Consider the following 23,001-nt stretch of genomic DNA (forward strand, 5'->3'; position numbering starts at 1 on the left):
CGACCTTCACCAGCGCCTCGCCGGGGCCGGGGTCGGGCACCACGATCGTCTCCAGGCCGACGGGGGCGCCCTTGCGCCGCGCGACGACTGCACGGACCCGGTGAGCCATGGCCACTCCTCCGCTGGTACGGAATCAGGGACTGATGTTGCTCATTACGGCACACATCTCACGTGCCGCAACACAGCATCGAGGAGCGCCGACCGGTGGTCAAGAGTGCGGACGCGGCGCGCGTCCGGGCATGCCGAACGCCCCCCGGAGCGGTCCGTCACCACGGGCGGTACGGACACCCCGGGGGGCGATGTGCTGCTGGCGGGCGCGTCGGTCAGGCGAGGGAGAGGAACAGCTTCTCCAGCCGGGCCCGCATCTGCGTGGAGTCCCGCGCGTCGGGATCGTCACCGGCCATGCACTGCTCCAGACCGGTCGCGATGATCGAGAACCCGGCCCGGTCCAGGGCGCGGGAGACCGCCGCGAGCTGCGTGACCACGTCCTCGCAGTCCCGGCCCTCCTCGATCATCCGGATCACCCCGGCGAGCTGGCCCTGCGCGCGCCGCAGCCGGTTGAGCGCCGACTTCAGCTCATCCGCCGACATGTCGAGTTGCACGCTTTCCTCCTCATGTATACCCCCGCCGGTATCCTACCCGCAGGGGCAACATGCGTCGGAAGCCATCTGTTCCGCGGCGCTCAGGCCAGCTCGACCAGCAGGTCACCGCCCTCCACCTGCTGGATGCGGTTGATGGCCAGCCGGGAGACCGTACCCGCCTTCGGCGCGGTGATCGTGGCCTCCATCTTCATCGCCTCGATGGTGGCCACGGTCGCCCCGGCCGCCACCTCGTCGCCCTCGGTGACCGCGAGCGTGACCACGCCGGCGAACGGAGCCGCCACGTGCGCGGGGTTGGACCGGTCGGCCTTCTCGGTGACCGGGACGTCGGAGGCGGCCGCCTTGTCGCGTACCTGGATCGGCCGGAGCTGGCCGTTGAGGGAGGACATCACCGTGCGCATGCCGCGCTCGTCGGCCTCGCCGATCGCCTGCAGCTCGATGAGCAGCCGCACACCGGGTTCGAGGTCGACGGCGTACTCCTTGCCCGGGCGCAGACCGTAGAAGAAGTCCTTGCTGTCCAGCACGCTGGTGTCGCCGTAGGCCTGCCGGTGGGCGTCGAAGTCGCGGGTCGGGCCGGGGAAGAGCAGCCGGTTGAGCGTGGCCCGCCGCGTCTTCTCCAGGCCCTCGCGGTCCTGAGCGGTCAGCTCCTGCACCGGCTTGGCCTCGGCCCGGCCCTGCAGCGCCCTGGTGCGGAACGGCTCCGGCCAGCCGCCGGGCGGGGTGCCGAGCTCGCCGCGCAGGAAGCCGATCACCGAGTCCGGGATGTCGAAGCGGTTCGGCTCCGCCTCGAAGTCCTCCGGCGTGACGTCCGCGCCGACCAGGTGCAGGGCGAGGTCGCCGACCACCTTGGACGACGGGGTGACCTTGACCAGGCGGCCGAGGATGCGGTCGGCCGCCGCGTACATCGCCTCGATCTCCTCGAAGCGGTCGCCGAGGCCGAGCGCGACGGCCTGGGTGCGCAGGTTGGAGAGCTGGCCGCCGGGGATCTCGTGGTGGTAGACGCGCCCGGTCGGGGAGGCGAGGCCCGCCTCGAAGGGGGCGTAGACGCGCCGGACGCTCTCCCAGTACGGCTCCAGGTCGCCGACCGCCTGGAGGTCCAGGCCGGTGGGGCGCGGCGAGTGGTCGGTCGCGGCGACGATGGCCGACAGCGACGGCTGGGACGTCGTGCCGGCCATGGAGGCGACCGCGCCGTCCACCGCGTCGGCGCCGGCCTGGATCGCGGCGAGGTAGGTGGCGAGCTGGCCGCCCGCGGTGTCGTGGGTGTGCAGGTGCACCGGCAGGTCGAACTCGCTGCGCAGCGCGGAGACGAGCTTCGCGGCGGCCGGGGCGCGCAGCAGGCCCGCCATGTCCTTGATCGCCAGGATGTGCGCGCCGGCCTGGACGATCTGCTCGGCGAGCCGCAGGTAGTAGTCGAGGGTGTACAGCCGCTCGTTCGGGTCGGACAGGTCGGAGGTGTAGCACAGGGCGACCTCGGCGACCGCGGTCCCCGTCTCGCGTACGGCGTCGATGGCCGGGCGCATCTGGCCGACGTCGTTGAGGGCGTCGAAGATGCGGAAGATGTCGATGCCGGTGGCGGCGGCCTCCTGGACGAAGGCGTCGGTCACCTCGGTCGGGTAGGGGGTGTAGCCGACGGTGTTGCGGCCGCGCAGCAGCATCTGGAGGCAGAGGTTGGGCACCGCCTCGCGCAGGGCGGCCAGCCGCTCCCAGGGGTCCTCGGCGAGGAAGCGCAGGGCGACGTCGTAGGTCGCGCCGCCCCAGCACTCCAGGGAGAGCAGCTCGGGCAGGGTCCGCGCCACGACCGGGGCCACGGCGAGCAGGTCCTTGGTGCGCACGCGGGTGGCCAGCAGGGACTGGTGGGCGTCGCGGAAGGTGGTGTCGGTGATGCCGATGGTGGGCGACGTGCGCAGCCAGCCGGCGAAGCCCTCGGGGCCGAGCTCGACCAGGCGCTGGCGGGAACCGGCGGGCGGCTCGCCGGCGGGCAGCGGCGGCAGCTTGGTGACCGGGTCGATCAGCTCGGGCCGCTCGCCGTGCGGCTTGTTGACGGTGACGTCGGCCAGGTAGGTCAGCAGCTTGGTGCCGCGGTCGGCCGAGGAACGGGCCGTGAGCAGGTGCGGGCGCTCCTCGATGAACGACGTCGTCACGCGCCCGGCCTGGAAGTCGGGGTCGTCCAGGACCGCCTGCAGGAACGGGATGTTGGTGGCGACACCGCGGATGCGGAACTCGGCGACGGCACGCCGGGCCCGGCCGATCGCGGCCCGGAAGTCCCGGCCCCGGCAGGTGAGCTTGACCAGCATCGAGTCGAAGTGCGCGCTGATCTCCGTACCGGCGTGGGTCGTTCCGCCGTCCAGGCGGATGCCGGAGCCGCCGGGCGAGCGGTAGGCGCTGATGCGGCCGGTGTCGGGGCGGAAGCCGTTGGCGGGGTCCTCGGTGGTGATGCGGCACTGGAGGGCGGCGCCGTGCAGCCGGACCGTCTCCTGGGACAGGCCCAGGTCGGCGAGGGTCTCCCCGGAGGCGATGCGCAGCTGGGCCTGGACCAGGTCGACGTCGGTGACCTCCTCGGTGACCGTGTGCTCGACCTGGATGCGCGGGTTCATCTCGATGAAGACGTGGTTGCCGTCGCGGTCGAGCAGGAACTCCACGGTGCCCGCGTTGCGGTAGCCGATCTCGCGGGCGAAGCGGACGGCGTCGGCGCAGATGCGCTCGCGCAGCTCCGGATCGAGGTTGGGTGCCGGGGCGAGCTCGATGACCTTCTGGTGGCGGCGCTGGAGCGAACAGTCGCGCTCGAAGAGGTGGATGACGTTGCCCTCGCCGTCGGCGAGGATCTGCACCTCGATGTGGCGGGGGTCGACGACGGCCTTCTCCAGGAAGACGGTGGAGTCGCCGAACGCGGACGCCGCCTCGCGGGAGGCCGCCTCGATGGACTCGCGCAGCGCGGCCGGGTCCTCCACGCGCCGCATGCCGCGGCCGCCGCCGCCCGCGACGGCCTTCACGAACACCGGGAAGCCGATCTCCTCGGCGGCGCGGACCAGTTCGTCCACGTCGTCGGAGGGGGCGGAGGAGCCCAGCACGGGGACGCCGGCGGCGCGGGCGGCGGCCACGGCGCGCGCCTTGTTGCCGGTCAGCTCCAGGGTGTCGGCGCCGGGGCCGACGAAGGTGATGCCGGCCTCCTCGCAGGCGCGCGCCAGCTCGGGGTTCTCCGACAGGAAGCCGTAGCCGGGGTAGACGGCGTCCGCTCCCGCCCGCCGGGCGGCGCGCACGATCTCCTCGACCGACAGGTACGCCCGCACGGGATGGCCGGGCTGGCCGATCTCGTACGCCTCGTCGGCCTTGAGGCGGTGCAGCGAGTTGCGGTCCTCGTGCGGGAAGACGGCGACGGTCCGTGCACCCAGCTCATATCCGGCGCGGAACGCCCTGATCGCGATCTCACCACGGTTGGCGACCAGCACCTTGCGGAACATCGCCGCTCCCTTCAGCCTGCCGATGGACGTCCCCCATGGTGTCGGTGACATGCCCTCCTGGCCATGTGAGCCGGGCCACTCAAGGGGTGATGTCGGAGGCCGCTTTGTTGATCGCCTCGCGGATGCGGGAGTAGGTGCCGCAGCGGCAGACGTTCTCGACGGAGTCGATGTCGGCGTCGGTGGGGCGGGGCGTGCGCTTGAGCAGGGCGACCGCGGCCATGATCTGGCCGGGCTGGCAGAAGCCGCACTGGGAGACGTCGCAGTCGATCCACGCCTGCTGCACCGGGTGCAGGGTGTCGCCGTCGGCCAGTCCCTCGATCGTGGTGACCTCGCGGCCGGCGCACTCGCCCACCTCGACGACGCAGGGCTGGATCTCCTCGCCGTCGAGATGGCTGGTGCAGGCCCGGCAGACGCCGACCCCGCAGCCGTACTTGGGGCCGGTGACGTGCAGCAGGTCGCGCAGGACCCACAGCAGGGGCATGTCGGCGGGGGCGTCGACGGTGACGGTCCGGCCGTTGAGGCGGAAGGAGTGGGAGGGCATCGGCACCTTCTCAGAAGTCCAGCGGGAAGCGGCGGGGCCGGGTGCCCGTGGCGCGGGCGTAGGCATTGGCGACGGCTGCGGAGGCGGCCGGCACGCCGAGTTCGCCGGCCCCGCCGGGCTCCCGCGTGGACGGCATGACGTGCGCCTCGAAGTGCAGCGGGGCGTGCCGCTGGCGGGCCCAGCGGAAGTCCGCGAAGCTGCCCTCGCGCACGGCGCCCCGGTCGATGTGCAGGCCCGCCGTCAGGACCGTGGAGATGCCGTCGATCGCTGTGCCCATGAGCTGGGCCTGGAGTCCGCGCGGGTTGACGGCCGTGCCGACGTCGGCGGCCATCACCACCGTGGTCACACGGGGCTGCTTCGGGTCGGTGGCGTCGATCTCGGCCAGGCAGGCCACGCAGGACCCGTACTCCTCGTGCACCGCGACGCCCTGCGCGTGCCCGTGGGGCAGTGCGCGGCCCCACCGCCCGGCGGCGGCGACCTTGTCCAGTACGGCCCGCACGGCCTTGCTCCGCAGTGTCGTACGCCGGAAGGCGACCGGGTCCCGGCCCAGGTGCCGTGCCACCTCGTCGACGAGGATCTCCTGGGCCGTGCGGACCGTCCCGGAGTCCACCGAACGCCAGGCGCCCAGCGGCATCGCGAGCCCGATCCCGCCCGAGTCGGCGGAGATCCGGCCGAAGTCGTACAGGCCGGAGTCGCTCGGCAGCGGTGCCGCGGCCTGGTTGGCGGTCGCCTTGCCGCCGGACGACTCGCTCACCGAGGCCGTCATGTGGGCGAAGGCCACCACTCTCCCGCCGGCGAGACTGGCCCGGACGCGGTGGTGGTCGGCCGGGCGCATCCGGCCGTGCCGGGTGTCGTCGTCGCGGGTCCACATCAGCTTGACCGGCCGGTGGGCCGCCTTGGAGACGAGGGCCGCCTCGATCGCGGCGTCGAAGTTCAGCCGCCGCCCGAACGAGCCGCCGCCGCGCACGACATGGACCCGCACCTTGGCGGCGGGCAGTCCGAGCTCCGCGGCGATGGCGTCCCGGGCGTCCATGGGGGTCTGCGAGGAGAACCAGAGCTCGGCCGAGTGCGCCCGTACGTCCGCGATCGCGGTCAGCACCTCCATCGGGGCGTGGCTGACGAAGGCGAACTCGAACTCGCCCTCCACCTGCGTCGATCCGTGGGGCGGAGCGCCCAGGCGGGGGACGGCGGCCCGCAGCCGGGCGCGGATGTCCGCGTCGGACAGACCCGCCGACGGTCCCGGTGCCCAGCTGATCCGCAGGGCGTCGCGGGCCTTGAGAGCGTGGTGGAAGGTGTCGGCGACGACGGCGACGCCGCCGGGCACCCGGACGACGGCGTGTACGCCGGGCAGGGCGCGGGCCGCGCGGTCGTCCACCGAGACGGCCCTCCCGCCGAGCGTCGGCGGCCGGGCCACCACGGCCGGCTTCGCCCCGGCCACAGTGAGGTCCCCAGTGTAGGCGGCCCGACCCGTGACGATGTCCCGGGCGTCGATCCGGGTGGTCGGCCGTCCGATCACCCGGTGCCGGGAGCCCGGTTTCGGCTCCGCGGGCACGGCCGTACGGCGGATGCGGGCCGCTTTCCTCGTCAGGATCCCGAAGTCGGCCCTCCGGCCGTCCGGGGCGACGACCGCCGTGTCGCGGGTGTGCAGGCTCCGGGCGGGCAGGCGCCACTGCCTGGCGGCCGCGGTGACCAGACGCGCGCGGGCGGTGGCGGCGAGCTGCCGGACCGGGCCGTACAGCGAGCCGACCGAGTTCGAGCCGCCCGTGTACTGGTTGCCCTTGGCGCGGGCGTCGGCGAGCGGGATGTCGACGTCGGCGAGGCGGGCGTCCAGTTCCTCGGCGACCATCATGGCGACGGCGGTCGTGATGCCCTGGCCGACCTCGACCCGCGGCAGCCGTACGACGACCCGGTTGGCCTCGGTCACCTCCAGGACGAGCATCTCCTCGTCGGTGCCGGTGACCAGCACGTCCGAGGCGGGCTCCGCGCCGTCCGCGGGGGCCGCGTCGCAGCCCAGCGGGGCCGCGACGACGAGCGTCGAGGCGGCCACGGACCAGACCACGAACCTGCGGCGCGACCACCCCTCGGCGGCCGGTGACTCCATGCGGTCCACCCCACCAACTCCTCTCGGTCAACCCGTAGGAGGGATGCGCCGATCTGTGGGTTGCCTGTGGGAGGCTCTGGCTGCGCGACAGCCGCCGCCCCCTACCCGGAGGACCGCCATGGCCGACGCCAGTTCCCCGGCCCGTGCCACCAGCCTGCTGGGGCGCCCCAGACTGTGGCTGGTGCCCACCGTCCTGACCGGACTGCTCGCCTTCCTGTTGTCGCTGCTCTACATGGGCGGCATCGTCAACCCGCAGGGTGACCTGCACCGGCTGCCGATCGGACTCGTCAACGCCGACACCGGCAGGCCGCCGGCCGGGCAGCGGCAGAACGCGGGCACGCGGATCGCCGCCGCCGTCACCTCCGGCGGATCCGGCAAGGCCGCCTGGCGCACGCTCACCCGGGCGCAGGCCCAGGACCAGCTCGACTCGGGCCGGATCTACGGCGCCCTGGTCATCCCCGCCGACTTCACCGCGTCGGTCACCGCGCTCACCACGAGCGGTGCCACGGCACGGCCGACGCTGACGGTGCTCACCAACCCCGGCAAGGGCAGCCTGGGTTCGTCGCTCGCGAGTCAGATCACCACGCAGGCCGCGCACCAGGCCTCGCTAAGCCTCGGCCGGCAGCTCACGGGGGCCGTGTCCGGGGCCGACTCGCGCACCAGGCTGCTGCTGGCCGACCCGGTGACCGTCGTCAGCCAGGTCGGCCACCCGGTCGGCGACCACAGCGGCCTGGGCCTGACCGCGTTCTACTACACGCTGCTGCTGGTGCTGGCCGGCTTCCTGGGCGGCAACGTCATCAGCAACGGCGTCGACACCTCCCTCGGCTACGCCGACAACGAGATCGGGCCCTGGCACACCCGGCTGCCCACGGTGCCGGTCGACCGCACGCAGACGCTGCTGCTGAAGCTGGCCATGACGGCGGCGATCACCGTTCTCAGCGTCTCCCTCGTGATGGCCGCCTGCGTCGGCATCCTCGACATGGACGCCACGCACCTGCCGCTGCTGTGGATCTACTCCTACTGCGCGGCCCTGGCCGTCGGCATCGGCGTGCAGGCGATCAACGCGGCCTTCGGCGGGGTCGGCCAGCTGGTGTCCATGTTCGTGTTCATCGTGCTGGGCCTGCCGTCCTCGGGCGCCACCGTGCCCCTGCAGGCCGTTCCCGGCTTCTACCGCTTCCTGTCCTGGTTCGAGCCCATGCGCCAACTCGGCGACGGCGTCCGCGCGATCCTCTACTTCGACGCGCGCGGCGACGCCGGGCTGGAGCGCGCGTGGACGATGATCGCGGTCGGGGCGGTGCTGGGCCTGGTGTTCGGCTTCGCGATGACCCTGTACTACGACCGGGCGGGACACAAGCGCCTGACGCCCCAGCCCGCGTGACCCCGAGACATCTCCACCCGAGGGTGGACGGTTCTCCATCGACCCGCGGGTGGTGGTGATCCGCCCGGCGCCGGCGCAGGCTTGACGCATGAGTTCTCTGCACTCGGCACTCGTCGTTCTCGTCGGCGTCTGCGCGTCGGTCTTCGTGGTGGCCTGGATCGCCGGAGCGGTCTACTTCGGCGTGAAGAGCCAGACCGGTCCGGGCGGTCGGCCCGGCGGGCTGCGCCGCGGTCTGCTCCGCCGGCTGCTGATGATCGCGGGCGTCTTCGTTGCCTCGACGGTGGTGAGGCACACGGAGGGCTTCTGGCGCCACCTCCGCTACTGGCAGCCCGAGCTCGCCCTGGCGGGCGCGCTGCTCGCCGTCGCCTCCACCGTCCTGCTGCTGTGGTCCCGCTGGGTGCTGGGCACCATGTGGGCCAGCGTCCCGACGGTGCAGGACCGGCATGAGCTGCGGACGAACGGCCCCTACGCGCTGGTGCGCCACCCCATCTATACCGGCCTGCTCGGCCTGGCCGCCGGCGCCATGCCGGCCTGCGGTTTCGGGGCCTGGATCGCGCTGCTGGTGGTCGCCATACCCTGGCTGCTGCGCCGGGTGCGGGTCGAGGACGCGCTGATGGCCGGGCGGTTCGGGGAGGCGTACGAGGCCTACCGTGCCCGGGTGCCGGCGCTGATCCCGCGGGCGCGTCCCGCCAGGGCGTTCACGCGGATCCCGTCGCGCCCGACCGCGGGCTGACCAGTCCTGTCCCGTAGGCCACCCGTCTCCCGGATCGTCATCAAGCTCTCCCCGGGCGACCGCGCCCAGGCGGTGGTGTGGAGCCGGGCGGCGAGTTCGGCGGTGTCGTCCTGGACACCCGCGAGCGCGTCCGCGACCTGGGCGTCCACGGGGCACTCGGCATGACGCCCCGTCAGACGCTCGCGCTGGTCGTCACCCCGGTGGTGCTGCCCGGGCTGCCCTGGAGCGCGCTGGGCGTGCCGCTCGGGGTGACCGTGCACGACGCGGTGATGCCGGCGATGGGTCACGGCGCCGGGCTGCGGCTGCCCGGTTCCGTGAGCGCCGGCTACCCCACCGCGCAGTTGGTTGTGCTCGCCCTCACGGGCACGGCGGTCGCGGTGCCGGGCGCGCTGATGCCGGCCGGCTGGGCGGCCCGGATCCGCGCGGCGAACGCGCTGCGCGCCGAGTAGACACGGGTGCAACCCTCTCGCAACCTCGGGCGTGCTGCCCTGGTGCCATGGACGAGGAGTACGAGGAGACGCCCCGCGTGGAGCTGACGCCGGCGGCCGCCGAGTTGATCCGGCGGCTGCGGGCGACGCACGGCCCGCTGATGTTCCATCAGTCCGGCGGCTGCTGCGACGGCAGCGCGCCGATGTGCTATCCGGAGGGCGAGTTCCGCACCGGCGGCTCGGACGTGCTGCTCGCGGAGCTGCACGTGGAGGGGGTGGCGGAACCCGTGACGTTCTGGATGTCGCGCGGCCAGTACGAGGTGTGGAGCCACACGCGGCTGATCGTGGACGTCGTCGCGGGGCGGGGCAGCGGCTTCTCCCTGGAGGCACCCGAGGGGGTGCGTTTCCTCACCCGTTCTCGTGTAGTCGACGCATAGCCACCCTGCCGGTCTCCGTCGTCTGCTGGACTTCCTCCGATACGTGGGACAGTCGACGAGACCTCAGGGGGTCCTGTGACGCTTCGTCACCAGCGTTTCGCGGCAGGCGGATCCGGCCGGGCGGGCACCAGATCGGTGCTCGCCCTTCTCATGGCGTTCGGCGCGCTGGCCGGTGCGGCCCTGGCGGGGGCGGCACCGGCCAGCGGCGCGCAGAGCGTGACCGCGATCGCGCCCGGTGTCACCTACCAGGAGTTCGACCTCCAGGGCGTCAAGGGGCCGACCCACGCCCATCTGGTCACCGTCGACCTGCGCGACCGGCACGTGAGGCTGGACCTGCTGTATCCGGGCGCGGTCGCCGCGCGCGCCGCCGTGTCCGCGATGGCCGACGCCCAGGGCGCCGTCGCCGGCGTCAACGGCGACTTCTTCAACATCACCGAGACCCAGCACCCCGGCGTCGAGGCCACCGGCTCCACCGACGGGCCGGCGATCGCGCGCGGACACGCCCTCAAGGCGGCGGTGCCCGACGGGCAGCGCTTCGGCCCGGCGCTGCCGCCCGGCACCGGCACCGAGGACGTGCTCGGCGTGGGCACCGACCGCCGGGCGCGGCTGGACACCCTGACCCTGACCGGTTCGGTCCGCACCCCCGCGGGGCGCCTGCCGCTCGGCGGGTTCAACCAGTACGCCCTGCCGGTGGGCTCGGTCGGCGCGTTCACCGCCGACTGGGGGACCGTCTCCCGGGTGCGGGCCACCTGCGGCACGGACACCGACCGGGCGGCGCCGTGCAGTACGGACACCCACGAGGTGACCGTCCGCGGCGGCCGGGTCGTCGCCACCTCCGACACTCCGGGCAAGGGCGCCATCGCCGCGGGCACCACGGTGCTCGTCGGCCGCGAGGCGGGCGCGCAGCAGCTGCGGAAGTTCCACGTCGGGGAGCTGGTGAAGGTGACGCACCGTCTGGTGGCGTCGGCGTCCCGGGTGCCGTTCCGCTTCGCGCTCGGCGGCTATCCGGTGCTGAGGGGCGGACAGCCGCTCGCCGGCCTCGACAACGCGACGGCGGCCGTGCGCACCGCGGTCGGCATCGCGAACGGCGGACGGCGCCTGCTGCTGTTCGCGCTGGACGGCGCCCCGGCCTACCGGAGCGGTCTGACCATCGCCGAAGTGGCCGCCGAGATGCGGACGTTGGGCTCGGTCGACGCCTTCAGCCTGGACGGCGGCGGTTCGACCACCCTGGTCGCCCGCGCGCCGGGCGCGTCCGCCGTGACCGTACGCAACCACCCGTCCGGCGACGCGGAGCGTCCGGTGCCGAACGGCATCGGGGTCTTCTCCACCCGCTGAGTCTCACGGCCGCAGACTGCTGACGATGTCCGCGGTCGCGGTGATGCCGCTGTGGATGGTGGGCGCGATGCTCGAACCGGCCAGGAAGAACCCGAGCAACGCGCACACCAGGGCGTGCGAGACCTTCAGCCCGCCGTTGCGCAGGAAGATCACCGCCAGGACCAGGAGCAGCAGCACCACAGAGATGGAAATCGCCATCGTCAACCTCCTCCGCCACGCCCGTTTCGCGGCGTTCGGCCGCAAGTGTGGCGTAGCGGAGGGTGGCCGCGGGCGGCTGACCTGTCCCCCGAAGGGGTGGTTCTACGCCGCGCGGTGGGCGTCGAGGAAGGTTTCCAGGCCGTCCAGGTCGTCGGTGTTGAAGTAGTCGACGCCGGCGGCGAGCAGCTCGGTCCACAGCGCGTCCCGGGCGGGGCCGGCCACGTCCGGGGTGTTCCAGAAGCGCACCTTCTGACCGCGCGCGTGGGCCTGGCCGATGATGTCGCGCAGCTTCTGCCGCTCGGCGTCGGGGAAGGCGCCCTCGCCGAGCCACGTGAAGTTGAGCTGCCAGTTGTCGCTGATCAGCGGGACGAAGGAGGCGGGCGCCGAGGTGCCGAGGTCGGTGAGGCGGCCGTCGTAGAAGGCCCGGCGCACGGTCTGGGCCTCCATGGGGGTGCGGGCGGCGCGGTCGCCGGAGATGACGTTGGTGACCGCCCCGGGGAAGACGCGACCGTGGGCGTAGGTGGTGAACAGGTGCCTGTAGCGCTGGAGATGGCGGTCGAGTTCGAGGTACGTCGAGGAGCCCTCGGTCTTGATGTCGATGAGCAGTTGCAGCGGCCTGCGGTAACCCCGGTACACCGAGCCGTGGTTGGCCTTGACGATGCGGGCCAGCGGGTCGAGGTAGAGGGACTCCAGGGTGCGGGTGGGGTCGAGTTCGTCCGCGGTGTGGCCGATCAGGAGCTGGTCGCCGACGAGGAAGATGTCGGCCTCGACGCTGCCGAAGCGGTGGTCGAGGGCGTCGAAGAGGGGCCGGGGGTGTTCGTAGTCGTTGTGGGCGTGGGCGCGCCACAACGGGCGGGGGCCGCGCTTGTCGCCGGCGGCGAACGCGCTGCCGGCGGGCGGGGCGAGCACGGCCGCGACGGTGGCGCCGAACGCGGTGAGGGCTCTGCGACGGGTGATGAGGGCCATGTTCTGCCTCCCTGTGGGGCGGGTCTGAACCACAGGGAGTATGGGGCTGCCGAGGCCCCAAGGAACCTGTACCTGCCAGGAGTTGGCCGGACCGCCGTCGCCTGTTCACTCCGTCCGCCTGGGCGCACGAAGAAGCCCGCCCCAGGTGGGGCGGGCTTCACCGGGTGACGCTCAGGGGGCCTGGAGGTCGACGAGTTCGGCCACGGCCGCGCGGTGGGCGCCCGCCATGCCGTAGGCGATCGAGTCCGCCTTGGCCCGCTTGAGGTAGAGGTGGACCGGGTGCTCCCACGTCATGCCGATGCCGGCGTGCAACTGCAGCGCCTCCTCGGCGGCGTGGACGGCGACGGGCGCCGCGTAGGCCTGGGCGACGGCGACCGCCACGTCCACGTCGGTGCCGCCGGCCAGGGCGTCGGCCGCGTTGCGGGCGGCGGCGCGCAGGTTGACGAGCTCCAGCCACAGCTGGGCGAGCCGGTGCTTGAGGGCCTGGAAGCCGCCGACGGGCCGGTTGAACTGCTTGCGCTCCTTGAGGTAGCGCACGGTCTCGGTCAACGCCCAGTCGGCGAGCCCGAGTTGCTCGGAGGCGAGCAGACCGGCGCCGGCCCGCAGGGCGCGCCGTACGGCGGGTTCGGCGGCGCCGATCCGGCGGCCGTTCGCCCCGTCGAGGGTGACCGTGGCGAGAGGCCGGGTGAGGTCGAGGGAGACCTGCGGGGTGACGGTGGCCTGCGCCGCCTGGACCGCGTACAGCCCGCCGTCGTCGGCAGGGACGAGCAGCACGTCGGCGACGGCGGCGTCCGCGATGGCGGTCAACTCCCCGTGCAGGGAGCCGTTTTCCACGCGTACGGTCTTGTAGGCGCCGCCCGGAGCGACGTTCAGCGCGACCGCGAGGGCGCCGAGGGCGCGCCCGGCGGCGAGCTCGGTGAGCAGGTCGCCGGCGTCGCAGGCCAGCAGGGCCTCGGTGGCGACGACGGCGCTGGTGAGGTAGGGCACGGGTGCCACCGCGCGGCCCAGTTCCTCCAGCACCACGGCGGCTTCGCGGTGCGTGGCGCCCTGGCCGCCGTGCGCCTCGGGCACCAGCAGGCCCGCCAGGCCCATGCCGTCGGCGAGGGCCTTCCAGGCGGCGAGGTCGTGCGGGGCGTCGGACTCGGTGCGGGCGATGACGCCGGGCGCGTCGCAGTGGTCGGCGAGCAGGTCCCGTACGGCGGACCGGAGGGCCTCTTCCTCCTCGGAGTACAGCAGATCCGTCATCGGGCGAGGTCCTTCCATGCGACGTCCTTGTCGGTGCGCGGCTCGGCGGGCAGGCCCAGGACGCGCTCGGCGACGATGTTCAGCAGGACCTCGCTGGTCCCGCCCTCGATGCTGTTGCCCTTGGAGCGCAGGTAGCGGTAGCCGGCGTCGCGGCCGGTGAAGTCCACCAGCTCGGGTCGGCGCATGGTCCAGTCGTCGTACAACAGGCCCTCCTCACCGAGGAGTTCGACCTCCAGGCCGCTGATCTCCTGGTTGAGGCGGGCGAAGGCGAGCTTCATGCCGGCGCCCTCGGGGCCGGGCTGGCCGACGGCGAGCTGCTGGCTGAGGCGTTCGCCGGTGAGCCGGGCGACCTCCGCCTCGACCCAGAGCTTCAGCAGCCGCTGGTGCAGGTCGTGGGTGCGCAGGTCGGGCCGCTCGCGCCAGGTCCGGGAGACGGGGCCGATCATGCCGCCCTCGCGGGGCAGCCGCCGGCCGCCGATGGCGACGCGCTCGTTGTTCAGCGTGGTCTGCGCGACCCGCCAGCCGTCGCCGACCTCGCCGAGGCGGCGGCTGTCGGGGATGCGGACGTCGGTGAGGAAGACCTCGTTGAACTCGGCCTCGCCGGTGATCTGCCGCAGCGGGCGGACCTCGACGCCGGGGTCGGTCATGTCGCAGATGAAATAGGTGATGCCGGCGTGCTTGGGCACGTCCGGGTCGGTGCGGGCGATGAGGATGGCCCAGCGGGCGACATGGGCGCTGGAGGTCCACACCTTCTGCCCGTTGACCACCCACGTGTCGTCCTCGCGCACGGCGCGCGTGCCGAGCGCGGCGAGGTCGGAGCCGGCGCCGGGTTCGCTGAACAGCTGGCACCAGACCTCCTCCCCCACCCACAGGGGCCGCAGATAGCGCCGCTTCTGCTCCTCGGTGCCGTACTTGAGGATCGTCGGCGCGGCCATCCCGAGGCCGATGCCGATGCGCCGGGGGTCGTTGTCCGGGGCGCCCGCGGCCGCCAGTTCGGCGTCCACGACGGCCTGGAGGGAGCGGGGCGCGCCCAGTCCGCCCAGGCCCTCGGGGTAGTGCACCCAGGCGAGCCCCGCGTCGAAGCGGGCCCTGAGGAAGTCCAGGCGGTCGGTGCCCGCGGGCGGGTGCGCGGCGAGCAACTCGGCTGTGCGGCGCTTCAGTTCGGCTGCGTCGACGCTCATGCGGCGGCTCCCTTCTGCGGTACGACGGTGACCCGTCCGGTGGTCACGCCGTCGGCGACCCGCTGCACGGCGGCCGCGGCCTCCGCCAGCGGCACCCGCTCGCTCACCAGCGGCCTGATCGCGCCCCGGGCGGCCAGCTCGGTGAGCTGTTCGTGGCAGTGCTGGACCAGTTTGGGGTTCTTGGTGTTGTACAGGCCCCAGTGCAGGCCGAGGATCGAGTAGTTCTTCACCAGGGCGTGGTTGAGCCCCGGGCTGGGGATGTGCCCGCTGGCGAAGCCGACGACCACGATCCGCCCCTCGAAGGCGACGACCTTGGTGGACTGGGTGTACGCCTCGCCGCCCACCGGGTCGTAGATCACGTCGGCGCCCCGGCCGCCCGTGGCCTCCTTGACGGCCGCGACGACGTCCTCGTTCCTGCGGTCGACGACCACGTCGCAGCCCAGCTCCCGGGCCACGGCGGCCTTGTCGGCCCCGCCGACCACGCCGATGACGCGCGCGCCGGCCGCCTTGCCGAGCTGCACGGCCGCGCTGCCCACCCCGCCGGCGGCGGCGTGCACCAGCAGCGTCTCGCCGGCCTCCAGCGCCGCCCGGCGGTGCAGGCCGAACCAGCCGGTCTGGTAGCCGATGTGCAGGGCGGCGGCCTCGGAGTCGTCGAGCGAGTCGGGGGCGGGCAGCACGGCGGCGGCGTCCGCGACGGCGTACTCGGCGAAACCGCCGTGCGGCAGCGCCGGATTGGCGATGACCCGGCGCCCGTCCTCGGTCTCGCCGCAGATCTCCACGCCCGGCGTGAACGGCAGCGGCGGGCGCACCTGGTACTGACCCCGGCACATCAGCGCGTCCGGGAAGTTGACGTTCGCGGCGCGCACCTTCAGCAGGACCTGGCCCTCGCCGGGCGTGGGCGGTGCCACGTCCGCCAGGCGCATCACCTCGCCCGGCTCGCCGTTCTCGTGCACTTGCCATGCCTGCATGCGGGGCCTCCACGGGACTGCGTCGTCGTATCGGAGTCGGACCGGATCCCCCGCATACTAAGCGGTCGCTTGCCCGCCTGGGAACAGCCCTCGCGCAAACACCCGGCGACGAGCGTCCCGGGCCGGCCGGCGTCCGCTCCAGCAGACCACCGAAGTCGGCGACCCGGTCACCCACGGGACAGCGCGCGTCGGACAAAGGGCGCGAACCGCGCCCGCCCGGAGAGGCCCCGCATGACCAGCGCGAGCACGGACCGCAAGAAGCGCGCCAACGGCGTGGAGTCCCGCCGCCGCATGCGAGGGCACGTCGATCGCCGCCGTCAGCGCCGCGTGCGGGCTGCCCGCCGGCTCCGTCCACCGGCACTTCAAGGACAAGGACGACCTGATCGCGGCGGTCATCGAGCGCCGCTTCGAGACCTGGCCGGCGGCCGTCGACCTGCCCGGCGAGGAGGCGGGGAGAACCGCTGGAGGGGCCCGGATCATGGCCGCCAACGTGGCCAGGTCATTGGTCGACGCCCCGGACTTCCTCCGCCTCGGCCCGATGCTCGCCCTGGAGCGGCGGCCCACCGAACCCCGCGGCCGTACGGTCTTCCGCCAGGTCCGCGAGGCCGCCCGGCAGCGGGTCGCCATGGCCGGCGCCGACGGACTGTTCGTGCACCAGGAGATCGACGGTGCCGCCGGCGACCTGGTCGCCCTGTTCGAGTTGCACGCCCGGCTGGTGTACGACGCGGCGGCACGCATGGCGGCGAGCCGCACGGCCCGCTGACCCGGCGCGGCGCCCCCGCCGGTCGCGTCGGGGTCCGAACGGCACTCGCGCCGGGGCCGGCTACGACCGTTTCGGCCGCGCCCGTACGTGCATCCGCTCGCCCTGCGGCCCGAACAGGCTCAGGAACTCCGCCGGCCCCTCCCCCGTCGACCCGAACCAGTGAGGCGTGCGCGTGTCGAACTCCGCCGCCTCGCCCGCGGTGAGCACCACGTCGTGCTCGCCCAGCACCAGCCGCAGCCGCCCCGACAGGACGTACAGCCACTCGTAGCCCTCGTGGGTGCGCGTCTCGGGCTGCATCGTGCGGGCCGGTTCGAGCACCTTGAACGCCTGGAGTCCGCCGGGCTGCCGGGTCAGCGGCCAGAACGTGCGCCCGTGCAGGACGATCGGCTTCTGCCGCACCCGCGGATCGCCCACCGGCGGGGCGCCGACCAGTTCGTCGAGCGGGAGCTGGTGGGCCTGGGCGATCGGCAGCAGCAGTTCGAGGCTGGGCTTGCGCAGGCCGGACTCCAGGCGCGAGAGGGTGCTGACGGAGATGCCGGTCGCCTCGGACAGGTCCGCCAGGGTCACCTCGCGCTCCTTGCGGATCCGCCGCAGCCGGGGGCCCACGTCGGCGAGAACGTCGTCGGTACTCATGACGGTATTGCAGTTTCGGCAAAGACGTTTGTCAATCCCGCACCGGCGGCGCGACGGTGTCGGCATGACCGAGACATACGAAGTGATCGTCATCGGCGGCGGCGCGGCCGGGCTGTCCGCCGCGCTGGTCCTGGGCCGGTCCCGGCGCCGCACGCTCGTCGTCGACGCGGGCGAGCCCCGCAACGCGCCCGCCGCCCACATGCAGGGCTTCCTCACCCGGGACGGCATGCCGCCCGCAGAGTTCCTGGCGATCGGCCGGGAGGAGATCGCCCGTTACGGCGTGGAGCTGGTCCGCGACCGGGTGGTGGACGTCGCCGAGGGCTTCGAGGTGACCCTCGCCGGCGGCCGGAGCGTGCGGGCGAGGCGGCTGGTCGTCGCCACCGGCCTCAAGGACGAGCTGCCGGAGGTCCCCGGGGTCGCCGAGCGCTTCGGCCGGGACGTGCTGCACTGCCCGTACTGCCACGGCTGGGAGGTCCGCGACCGAGCCTTCGGCGTGCTCGCCACCACCCCGCTGAGCGTGCACCAGGCGCTGATGGTGTCCCAGTGGTCGAAGGACGTGACGTTCTTCCTGCACACGGTCGACGAGGAGCAACTGACGGACGACGACCTGCGCAGACTCGCGGCGGCGGGCGTGCAGGTGGTGCCCGGTGAGGTGGCGGAACTGGTGATCGAGGACGACCGGCTGACCGGCGTCCGGCTGGCGGACGGTACGACGCACGCGCGCGAGGTCGTCTTCACCGCGCCCCGCGCGGTGCCGCAGACCGACCTGCTCCAGCGCCTCGGCGCCGAGCTGCGCGAGACCCCGTTCGGCGCGTATCCCGTGGTCGACGAGACCGGCCGGACGACCGTGCCCGGCGTCTGGGCGGTGGGCAACGCGATGGGCTTCGCCGAGCAGGTGGTGAACGCGGCGGCCGGCGGCTACCGGGCGGCGGCCCACATCAACGGGGAGCTGCTCATGACCGACCTGGACCAGACCGGTTGAGGGGCGCGGGACGGTGACATCAGCGGCTCCGCCGCGCGGGCGCGACCAGCCACAACGCACCCGCACCCGGCACACGGCCCGTCCGTCCAGGTGAAACCCGGCGGAGCGCGTTGCACCATGGCTGCATGCTGCTTGCCCGGCTGGCCCAAGTGTCCCAGGAGGTCGCCGCCACCTCCGCACGCTCCCGGAAGATCGCGCTGCTCGCCGAGCTGTTCCGGGACACGGAGGCGGACGACGTCCCGATCGTGATCCCGTATCTCGCCGGACGACTGCCGCAGGGGCGGCTCGGTGTCGGCTGGAAAGTGCTCGGCCGCCCGGTCGCCCCGGCCGCCGAACCCACCCTCACGGTGCGCGAGGTGGACGTCCTGCTGACCGACCTGGCCAAGGTCTCCGGCGCCGGCTCGCAGGCCGAACGGACGCGGCTGGTCGGCGAGTTGCTGAGCGCTGCCACCGAGAGCGAGCAGCGGTTCCTGTTCGGGCTGATCTCCGGCGAGGTGCGGCAGGGCGCACTGGACGCCGTCGCCACGGAGGGACTGGCGGAGGCGACCGGGGTGCCGCCCGCGGACGTACGCCGGGCGGTGATGCTCGCCGGCTCGCTCCAGACCGTGGCGCAGGCCCTGCTCGCGGACGGGCCGGCGGCCCTGGACCGCTTTCGGCTCACCGTCGGCCGCCCCGTCCTGCCGATGCTGGCGCACAGCGCCTCCTCGGTGGCCGAGGCGGTCGACAAGCTGGGCGCCTGCGCGGTGGAGGAGAAACTGGACGGCATCCGCGTCCAGGTCCACCGCGACGGCGACACCGTGCGGGTCTACACGCGCACCCTCGACGACATCACCGGCCGGCTGCCCGAGGTGACCGGCGCGGCGCTGCGGCTGCGCGGCGAGCGGTTCATCCTGGACGGCGAGGTCATCTCCTTCGACGACGCCGGGCGGCCCCGCTCCTTCCAGGAGACCGCCGGCCGGGTCGGCTCCCGCGTGGACGTGGCCACGGCCGCCAAGTCGGTGCCCGTCTCGCCGGTGTTCTTCGACGCCCTGTCCGTCGACGACCGCGACCTGCTCGACCTGCCCTTCGCCGAACGCCACGCGGAGCTGGCCCGGCTGGTCCCGGCGCCGATGCGGGTGCGGCGCACGCTGGTGGCCGGACCGGAGGACGCGGCCGAGGCGGAACGGTTCCTCGCCGCCACCCTGGAGCGCGGCCACGAAGGGGTCGTGGTCAAGGCCCTCGACGCCGCCTACAGCGCGGGCCGGCGCGGCGCCTCCTGGCTGAAGGTCAAGCCGGTGCACACGCTCGACCTGGTGGTGCTGGCCGCCGAGTGGGGCCACGGCCGGCGCACCGGCAAGCTGTCCAACCTGCACCTCGGCGCCCGTACCGCCGACGGCGGCTTCGCGATGCTCGGCAAGACCTTCAAGGGCATGACCGACGCGATGCTGACCTGGCAGACCGAGCGGCTGCGGGAGCTGGCCACCGACACCAGCGGCCACGTGGTGACCGTACGCCCCGAACTCGTCGTCGAGATCGCCTACGACGGCCTGCAGCGCTCCACCCGCTACCCGGCCGGCGTCACCCTGCGCTTCGCCCGTGTCGTGCGCTACCGCGAGGACAAGCGGCCGGAGGAGGCCGACACCGTGGAGACGCTGCTGGCGGCGCACCCCGAGGTGCGGCCGTGAGGACGAGCGCCGGTCTGCTGTTGTTCCGGCACACCGACGACGGGCTGGAGGTGCTGCTGGGCCATATGGGCGGCCCGTTCTGGGCCCGACGCGACGCCGGGGCGTGGAGCGTGCCGAAGGGCGAGTACGAGCCCGAACGGGAGAGCGCCTGGGAGGCCGCCCGGCGCGAGTTCCGCGAGGAGCTCGGCCTGGAGCCGCCCGGCGGGGAGGCCGTGGCGCTCGGCGAGGTCCGGCAGACCAACGGCAAGACCGTCACGGCGTGGGCGGTCGAGGCCGACCTCGACCCGGCGACGATCAGCCCCGGCACCTTCCGCATGGAGTGGCCGCCCAAGTCGGGCCGGCTGCGGGAGTTTCCCGAACTGGACCGCGTGGCCTGGTTCGGGCTCGACCGGGCCCGCGAGGTGATCGTCACGGCGCAGGCCGCGTTTCTCGACCGGCTCGCGGAGCACTCGGCCTGACGACGCGCACGCGTTGCGGTCCCCCGCGGCGCGCGGGAAGGTCGTAACCAAGAGCCGCCCCAGGGAGGTCCACCATGCCCATCGCCACGGTCAACCCCGCGAACGGCGAGACGCTCAAGACGTACGAGGCCATGGGCGAGGAGGAGCTGGAGCGCCGGCTCCAGCTCGCCGAGGCGACGTTCCGCACGTACCGTACGACGTCCTTCGCCGAACGCGCCCGCCTGCTGCACGCGGCCGCGGACCACCTCGACTTGGTCCAGCAGGACATCGCCCGGGTGATGACCACCGAGATGGGCAAGCCGGTCGTGCAGGCCCGCGCCGAGGCCGCCAAGTGCGCCAAGGCCATGCGCTGGTACGCCGACCACGCCGAGGAACTGCTCGCCGACGAGGAACCGTCCGACGCGGACGTGAAGGACTCCGGCGCCTCCCGGGTACGGGTGCGCTACCGCCCGCTCGGTCCCGTGCTCGCCGTGATGCCGTGGAACTTCCCGCTGTGGCAGGTCGTCCGGTTCGCCGCGCCCGCGCTGATGGCGGGCAACGTGGGCCTGCTCAAGCACGCCTCCAACGTGCCGCAGACGGCCCTGTTCCTGGAGGACCTTTTCCACCGGGCGGGCTATCCCGAGGGCTGTTTCCAGACGCTGCTCGTCGGCTCCGGCGCCATCGACGACATCCTGCGCGACGAGCGGGTCAAGGCCGCCACCCTGACGGGCAGCGAGCCGGCCGGCCGGGCGGTCGCCTCCACCGCCGGGGAGATGATCAAGAAGACGGTGCTGGAACTGGGCGGCAGCGACCCCTACGTCGTGATGCCGTCCGCCGACATCGACCGGGCCGCGCGGATCGCGGTGACCGCGCGGGTGCAGAACAACGGGCAGTCGTGCATCGCCGCGAAGCGGTTCATCGTCCACACGGACGTGTACGACGCCTTCGCCGAGCGGTTCGTCGAGGGCATGAAGGCGCTGAGGGTCGGCGACCCGATGGCGGAGGACACCGAGGTCGGGCCGCTCTCCAGCGAACAGGGGCGGGCGGACCTGGAGGAGCTGGTGGAGGACGCCAGGCGCGGCGGGGCGAGTGTGCTGTGCGGCGGCGAACGGCCGGAGGGCGCCGGGTGGTACTACCCGCCGACCGTGCTCGCCGGGATCACCCGGGAGATGCGCATCCACCGGGAGGAGGCCTTCGGACCGGTGGCCACGCTGTACCGGGCGGGCGACCTGGACGAGGCCGTGCTGATCGCCAACGACTCGCCGTTCGGGCTGAGTTCCAACGTGTGGACGCGGGACGAGGCGGAGGTCGACCGCTTCGTACGGGACCTGGAGGCCGGCGGTATCTTCTTCAACGGGATGACGGCCTCCCATCCGGCGTTCCCCTTCGGCGGGGTCAAGCGGTCGGGCTACGGGCGTGAGCTGGCCGGGCACGGAATCCGCGAGTTCTGCAACATCACGACGGTTTGGCACGGAGCGTGACGCTTGCGCGGCTAACATCCCGGGTGTGAACCGCGAAGTGACTCTGCCTCTGATCGTCGACGACCGCGGGACCCTGCAGGTGGCCGCGGCCGACGTCAGCAAGTTGTTGCGGACCGTGGGCGGGCGGTGGCTGCATCTGGTCGAGGCCGGGGAGGGCGGGCTCGACGAGGACACCGTGGCCGCGTTGACCATCGAGCTGGCCAAGCTCGCCGACCGCATCGACGTGGCGTGCATCGCGCACAGCAGCGGGGGCGCGCCGTAGGGAGTGCGTGGGGAAAGTACGGGAGCCGTGTCCGGTGCGGTGTCCGTCGGCGGGGGTCCCCAGGACGGAGTAATCCGGCGCGAGATCGCCGTCCTGCCGGGTGATCGTGGGTGGACCAGACCACTGCACGGCGAAAGCAGGCACGGTTCATGGCGACTCTCTGCAGACCCTCGGTGTCGGTCCCCGAGCACGTGATCACCATGGAGGAGACCCTGGAGCTGGCGCGCTCCCGCCACCCGGACCACCCTCAACTGCCCCTGGCCCTCCGGCTGATCGAGAACACCGGCGTGCGCACCCGGCACATCGTGCAGCCCATCGAGGAGACCCTCAAGCACCCCGGCTTCGAGGAGCGCAACAAGATCTACGCGGCCGAGGCCAAGGCCCGCGTCCCGGCGGTGGTGCAGCGGGCCCTGGACGACGCCGAGCTGCTGACCAGCGACATCGACGTGATCGTCTACGTGTCGTGCACGGGCTTCATGATGCCCTCGCTGACGGCCTGGCTGATCAACGAGATGGGTTTCGACAACACGACCCGGCAGCTGCCCATCGCCCAGCTCGGCTGCGCGGCCGGCGGGGCGGCGGTCAACCGGGCGCACGACTTCTGCACGGCGTACCCGCAGGCCAACGCCCTGATCGTGGCCTGTGAGTTCTGCTCGCTGTGCTACCAGCCGACGGACCTCGGCGTCGGTTCCCTGCTCTCCAACGGCCTGTTCGGCGACGGCATAGCCGCGGCCGTGGTGCGCGGACGCGGCGGCGAGGGCATCCGCCTGGAGCGCAACGGCTCGTACCTGATCCCCAAGACCGAGGAGTGGATCGCCTACGACGTGCGGGCCACCGGCTTCCACTTCCTGCTGGACAAGCGGGTGCCCACCACCATGGAGCCGCTCGCCCCGGCGCTGCGGGACCTCGCCGGGCTGCACGGCTGGGACGCCGCCGACCTGGACTTCTACATAGTCCACGCGGGCGGCCCCCGCATACTCGACGACCTCAGCACCTTCCTGCAGGTCGACCCGTACGCGTTCCGGTTCAGCCGGGCCACCCTCACCGAGTACGGCAACATCGCCAGCGCGGTCGTCCTGGACGCGCTGCGCCGGCTGTTCGACGAGGGCGGCGCCCCGGACCGGGCGCGCGGGCTGCTCGCCGGGTTCGGGCCCGGCATCACCGCCGAGATGACCCTCGGCCGCTGGCACCGCGAGAACGAGGCCGCCTGA

The 23,001-nt window shown here is 73.2% G+C and carries 21 protein-coding genes and 1 pseudogene; 12 read left to right on the forward strand and 10 right to left on the reverse strand.

The window, feature by feature from the left end:
- Positions 1-323: 323 nt before the first annotated feature.
- The 4 genes from ACYF6T_RS38660 to ACYF6T_RS38675 all read right to left on the reverse strand — a co-directional run bounded on the left by ACYF6T_RS38660 (position 324) and on the right by ACYF6T_RS38675 (position 6,699).
- Complete coding sequence (locus ACYF6T_RS38660) at positions 324-602, reverse strand: metal-sensitive transcriptional regulator (RefSeq protein WP_461702566.1); 279 nt, start codon at positions 600-602, stop codon at positions 324-326.
- An 80-nt stretch (positions 603-682) separates the two neighbouring features.
- On the reverse strand, positions 683-4,057 hold the full coding sequence (locus ACYF6T_RS38665) for a pyruvate carboxylase (protein ID WP_461702610.1): 3,375 nt from the start codon (positions 4,055-4,057) through the stop codon (positions 683-685).
- A 79-nt stretch (positions 4,058-4,136) separates the two neighbouring features.
- Positions 4,137-4,598 (reverse strand): (2Fe-2S)-binding protein, encoded by a 462-nt coding sequence (locus ACYF6T_RS38670; protein ID WP_461702567.1) that lies wholly within the window; start codon positions 4,596-4,598, stop codon positions 4,137-4,139.
- Positions 4,599-4,608: 10 nt separating this feature from the next.
- Positions 4,609-6,699: a xanthine dehydrogenase family protein molybdopterin-binding subunit gene (locus ACYF6T_RS38675; protein WP_461702611.1), complete on the reverse strand. Its 2,091-nt coding sequence runs from the start codon at positions 6,697-6,699 to the stop codon at positions 4,609-4,611.
- Positions 6,700-6,817: 118 nt separating this feature from the next.
- Between ACYF6T_RS38675 and ACYF6T_RS38680 the strand changes: the two genes are divergently transcribed.
- The 5 genes from ACYF6T_RS38680 (at position 6,818) to ACYF6T_RS38700 (ending at position 11,010) form a co-directional block, all read left to right on the forward strand.
- Positions 6,818-8,077, forward strand: coding sequence for a YhgE/Pip domain-containing protein (locus ACYF6T_RS38680; protein ID WP_461702569.1), 1,260 nt, complete (start codon positions 6,818-6,820; stop codon positions 8,075-8,077).
- An 88-nt stretch (positions 8,078-8,165) separates the two neighbouring features.
- On the forward strand, positions 8,166-8,810 hold the full coding sequence (locus ACYF6T_RS38685) for a methyltransferase family protein (RefSeq protein ID WP_461702570.1): 645 nt from the start codon (positions 8,166-8,168) through the stop codon (positions 8,808-8,810).
- Between the two features lie 77 nt (positions 8,811-8,887).
- Complete coding sequence (locus ACYF6T_RS38690; protein WP_461702571.1) at positions 8,888-9,259, forward strand: FtsX-like permease family protein; 372 nt, start codon at positions 8,888-8,890, stop codon at positions 9,257-9,259.
- 47 nt (positions 9,260-9,306) lie between these two features.
- Positions 9,307-9,675, forward strand: a complete 369-nt coding sequence (locus ACYF6T_RS38695; RefSeq protein WP_461702572.1) for a DUF779 domain-containing protein — start codon at positions 9,307-9,309, stop codon at positions 9,673-9,675.
- A 150-nt stretch (positions 9,676-9,825) separates the two neighbouring features.
- Positions 9,826-11,010 carry a phosphodiester glycosidase family protein gene (locus ACYF6T_RS38700; protein ID WP_461702612.1) on the forward strand — a complete coding sequence of 395 codons (1,185 nt, stop codon included), beginning with the start codon at positions 9,826-9,828 and terminating at the stop codon, positions 11,008-11,010.
- Between the two features lie 3 nt (positions 11,011-11,013).
- Here ACYF6T_RS38700 and ACYF6T_RS38705 read toward each other — a convergent pair whose 3' ends face one another.
- The 5 genes from ACYF6T_RS38705 to ACYF6T_RS38725 form a co-directional block, all read right to left on the reverse strand.
- The gene (locus ACYF6T_RS38705; RefSeq protein WP_461702574.1) at positions 11,014-11,208 is read right to left on the reverse strand and encodes a hypothetical protein; all 195 of its coding nucleotides are present in this window, start codon (positions 11,206-11,208) and stop codon (positions 11,014-11,016) included.
- A 102-nt stretch (positions 11,209-11,310) separates the two neighbouring features.
- Positions 11,311-12,174 carry a phosphatidylinositol-specific phospholipase C/glycerophosphodiester phosphodiesterase family protein gene (locus tag ACYF6T_RS38710; protein ID WP_461702576.1) on the reverse strand — a complete coding sequence of 288 codons (864 nt, stop codon included), beginning with the start codon at positions 12,172-12,174 and terminating at the stop codon, positions 11,311-11,313.
- Positions 12,175-12,345: 171 nt separating this feature from the next.
- Positions 12,346-13,419, reverse strand: coding sequence for an acyl-CoA dehydrogenase family protein (locus ACYF6T_RS38715; protein WP_461702577.1), 1,074 nt, complete (start codon positions 13,417-13,419; stop codon positions 12,346-12,348).
- Positions 13,416-14,600 (reverse strand): acyl-CoA dehydrogenase family protein, encoded by a 1,185-nt coding sequence (locus ACYF6T_RS38720; RefSeq protein ID WP_461702578.1) that lies wholly within the window; start codon positions 14,598-14,600, stop codon positions 13,416-13,418. Before ACYF6T_RS38720 ends, ACYF6T_RS38715 begins: the two co-directional genes overlap by 4 nt.
- A complete protein-coding gene (locus ACYF6T_RS38725) occupies positions 14,597-15,568 on the reverse strand; it encodes an NADPH:quinone oxidoreductase family protein (RefSeq protein ID WP_461702580.1) in 972 nt (323 codons plus the stop codon). The genes ACYF6T_RS38720 and ACYF6T_RS38725 overlap by 4 nt, the downstream gene beginning before the upstream one ends.
- Before the next feature lie 231 nt (positions 15,569-15,799).
- Here ACYF6T_RS38725 and ACYF6T_RS38730 point away from each other — a divergent pair.
- Positions 15,800-16,331: pseudogene (locus ACYF6T_RS38730) on the forward strand (TetR/AcrR family transcriptional regulator).
- A 60-nt stretch (positions 16,332-16,391) separates the two neighbouring features.
- On the opposite strand, the gene ACYF6T_RS38735 reads toward ACYF6T_RS38730, so the two are convergent.
- A complete protein-coding gene (locus tag ACYF6T_RS38735; RefSeq protein ID WP_461702582.1) occupies positions 16,392-16,964 on the reverse strand; it encodes a helix-turn-helix domain-containing protein in 573 nt (190 codons plus the stop codon).
- Positions 16,965-17,028: 64 nt separating this feature from the next.
- Between ACYF6T_RS38735 and ACYF6T_RS38740 the strand changes: the two genes are divergently transcribed.
- The 6 genes from ACYF6T_RS38740 to ACYF6T_RS38765 all read left to right on the forward strand — a co-directional run bounded on the left by ACYF6T_RS38740 (position 17,029) and on the right by ACYF6T_RS38765 (position 23,001).
- On the forward strand, positions 17,029-17,946 hold the full coding sequence (locus tag ACYF6T_RS38740; RefSeq protein WP_461702583.1) for an NAD(P)/FAD-dependent oxidoreductase: 918 nt from the start codon (positions 17,029-17,031) through the stop codon (positions 17,944-17,946).
- Positions 17,947-18,071: 125 nt separating this feature from the next.
- The gene (locus ACYF6T_RS38745; RefSeq protein ID WP_461702584.1) at positions 18,072-19,610 is read left to right on the forward strand and encodes an ATP-dependent DNA ligase; all 1,539 of its coding nucleotides are present in this window, start codon (positions 18,072-18,074) and stop codon (positions 19,608-19,610) included.
- Entirely contained in the window at positions 19,607-20,068 is a 462-nt protein-coding gene (locus ACYF6T_RS38750) for an NUDIX domain-containing protein (protein ID WP_461702586.1), read from the forward strand. The genes ACYF6T_RS38745 and ACYF6T_RS38750 overlap by 4 nt, the downstream gene beginning before the upstream one ends.
- Positions 20,069-20,142: 74 nt before the next feature.
- Positions 20,143-21,528: an NADP-dependent succinic semialdehyde dehydrogenase gene (locus ACYF6T_RS38755; protein WP_461702587.1), complete on the forward strand. Its 1,386-nt coding sequence runs from the start codon at positions 20,143-20,145 to the stop codon at positions 21,526-21,528.
- A gap of 25 nt (positions 21,529-21,553) precedes the next feature.
- Positions 21,554-21,790 (forward strand): DUF6213 family protein, encoded by a 237-nt coding sequence (locus tag ACYF6T_RS38760; RefSeq protein ID WP_133047630.1) that lies wholly within the window; start codon positions 21,554-21,556, stop codon positions 21,788-21,790.
- Between the two features lie 110 nt (positions 21,791-21,900).
- A complete protein-coding gene (locus ACYF6T_RS38765) occupies positions 21,901-23,001 on the forward strand; it encodes a type III polyketide synthase (RefSeq protein WP_461702588.1) in 1,101 nt (366 codons plus the stop codon).

Source organism: Streptomyces sp. 7R007 (genome assembly GCF_054850255.1).

What these genes read in the sequence shown, in the direction of transcription:
- ACYF6T_RS38670 (WP_461702567.1), bottom strand. Translation starts at nt 4,598, where the DNA reads ATGCCCTCCCACTCCTTCCGCCTCAACGGCCGGACCGTCACCGTCGAC.
- ACYF6T_RS38665 (WP_461702610.1), bottom strand. Translation starts at nt 4,057, where the DNA reads ATGTTCCGCAAGGTGCTGGTCGCCAACCGTGGTGAGATCGCGATCAGG.
- ACYF6T_RS38755 (WP_461702587.1), top strand. Translation starts at nt 20,143, where the DNA reads ATGCCCATCGCCACGGTCAACCCCGCGAACGGCGAGACGCTCAAGACG.
- ACYF6T_RS38740 (WP_461702583.1), top strand. Translation starts at nt 17,029, where the DNA reads ATGACCGAGACATACGAAGTGATCGTCATCGGCGGCGGCGCGGCCGGG.
- ACYF6T_RS38745 (WP_461702584.1), top strand. Translation starts at nt 18,072, where the DNA reads ATGCTGCTTGCCCGGCTGGCCCAAGTGTCCCAGGAGGTCGCCGCCACC.
- ACYF6T_RS38715 (WP_461702577.1), bottom strand. Translation starts at nt 13,419, where the DNA reads ATGACGGATCTGCTGTACTCCGAGGAGGAAGAGGCCCTCCGGTCCGCC.
- ACYF6T_RS38700 (WP_461702612.1), top strand. Translation starts at nt 9,826, where the DNA reads ATGGCGTTCGGCGCGCTGGCCGGTGCGGCCCTGGCGGGGGCGGCACCG.
- ACYF6T_RS38680 (WP_461702569.1), top strand. Translation starts at nt 6,818, where the DNA reads ATGGCCGACGCCAGTTCCCCGGCCCGTGCCACCAGCCTGCTGGGGCGC.
- ACYF6T_RS38705 (WP_461702574.1), bottom strand. Translation starts at nt 11,208, where the DNA reads ATGGCGATTTCCATCTCTGTGGTGCTGCTGCTCCTGGTCCTGGCGGTG.
- ACYF6T_RS38675 (WP_461702611.1), bottom strand. Translation starts at nt 6,699, where the DNA reads ATGGAGTCACCGGCCGCCGAGGGGTGGTCGCGCCGCAGGTTCGTGGTC.
- ACYF6T_RS38710 (WP_461702576.1), bottom strand. Translation starts at nt 12,174, where the DNA reads ATGGCCCTCATCACCCGTCGCAGAGCCCTCACCGCGTTCGGCGCCACC.
- ACYF6T_RS38720 (WP_461702578.1), bottom strand. Translation starts at nt 14,600, where the DNA reads ATGAGCGTCGACGCAGCCGAACTGAAGCGCCGCACAGCCGAGTTGCTC.
- ACYF6T_RS38695 (WP_461702572.1), top strand. Translation starts at nt 9,307, where the DNA reads ATGGACGAGGAGTACGAGGAGACGCCCCGCGTGGAGCTGACGCCGGCG.
- ACYF6T_RS38685 (WP_461702570.1), top strand. Translation starts at nt 8,166, where the DNA reads ATGAGTTCTCTGCACTCGGCACTCGTCGTTCTCGTCGGCGTCTGCGCG.
- ACYF6T_RS38735 (WP_461702582.1), bottom strand. Translation starts at nt 16,964, where the DNA reads ATGAGTACCGACGACGTTCTCGCCGACGTGGGCCCCCGGCTGCGGCGG.
- ACYF6T_RS38725 (WP_461702580.1), bottom strand. Translation starts at nt 15,568, where the DNA reads ATGCAGGCATGGCAAGTGCACGAGAACGGCGAGCCGGGCGAGGTGATG.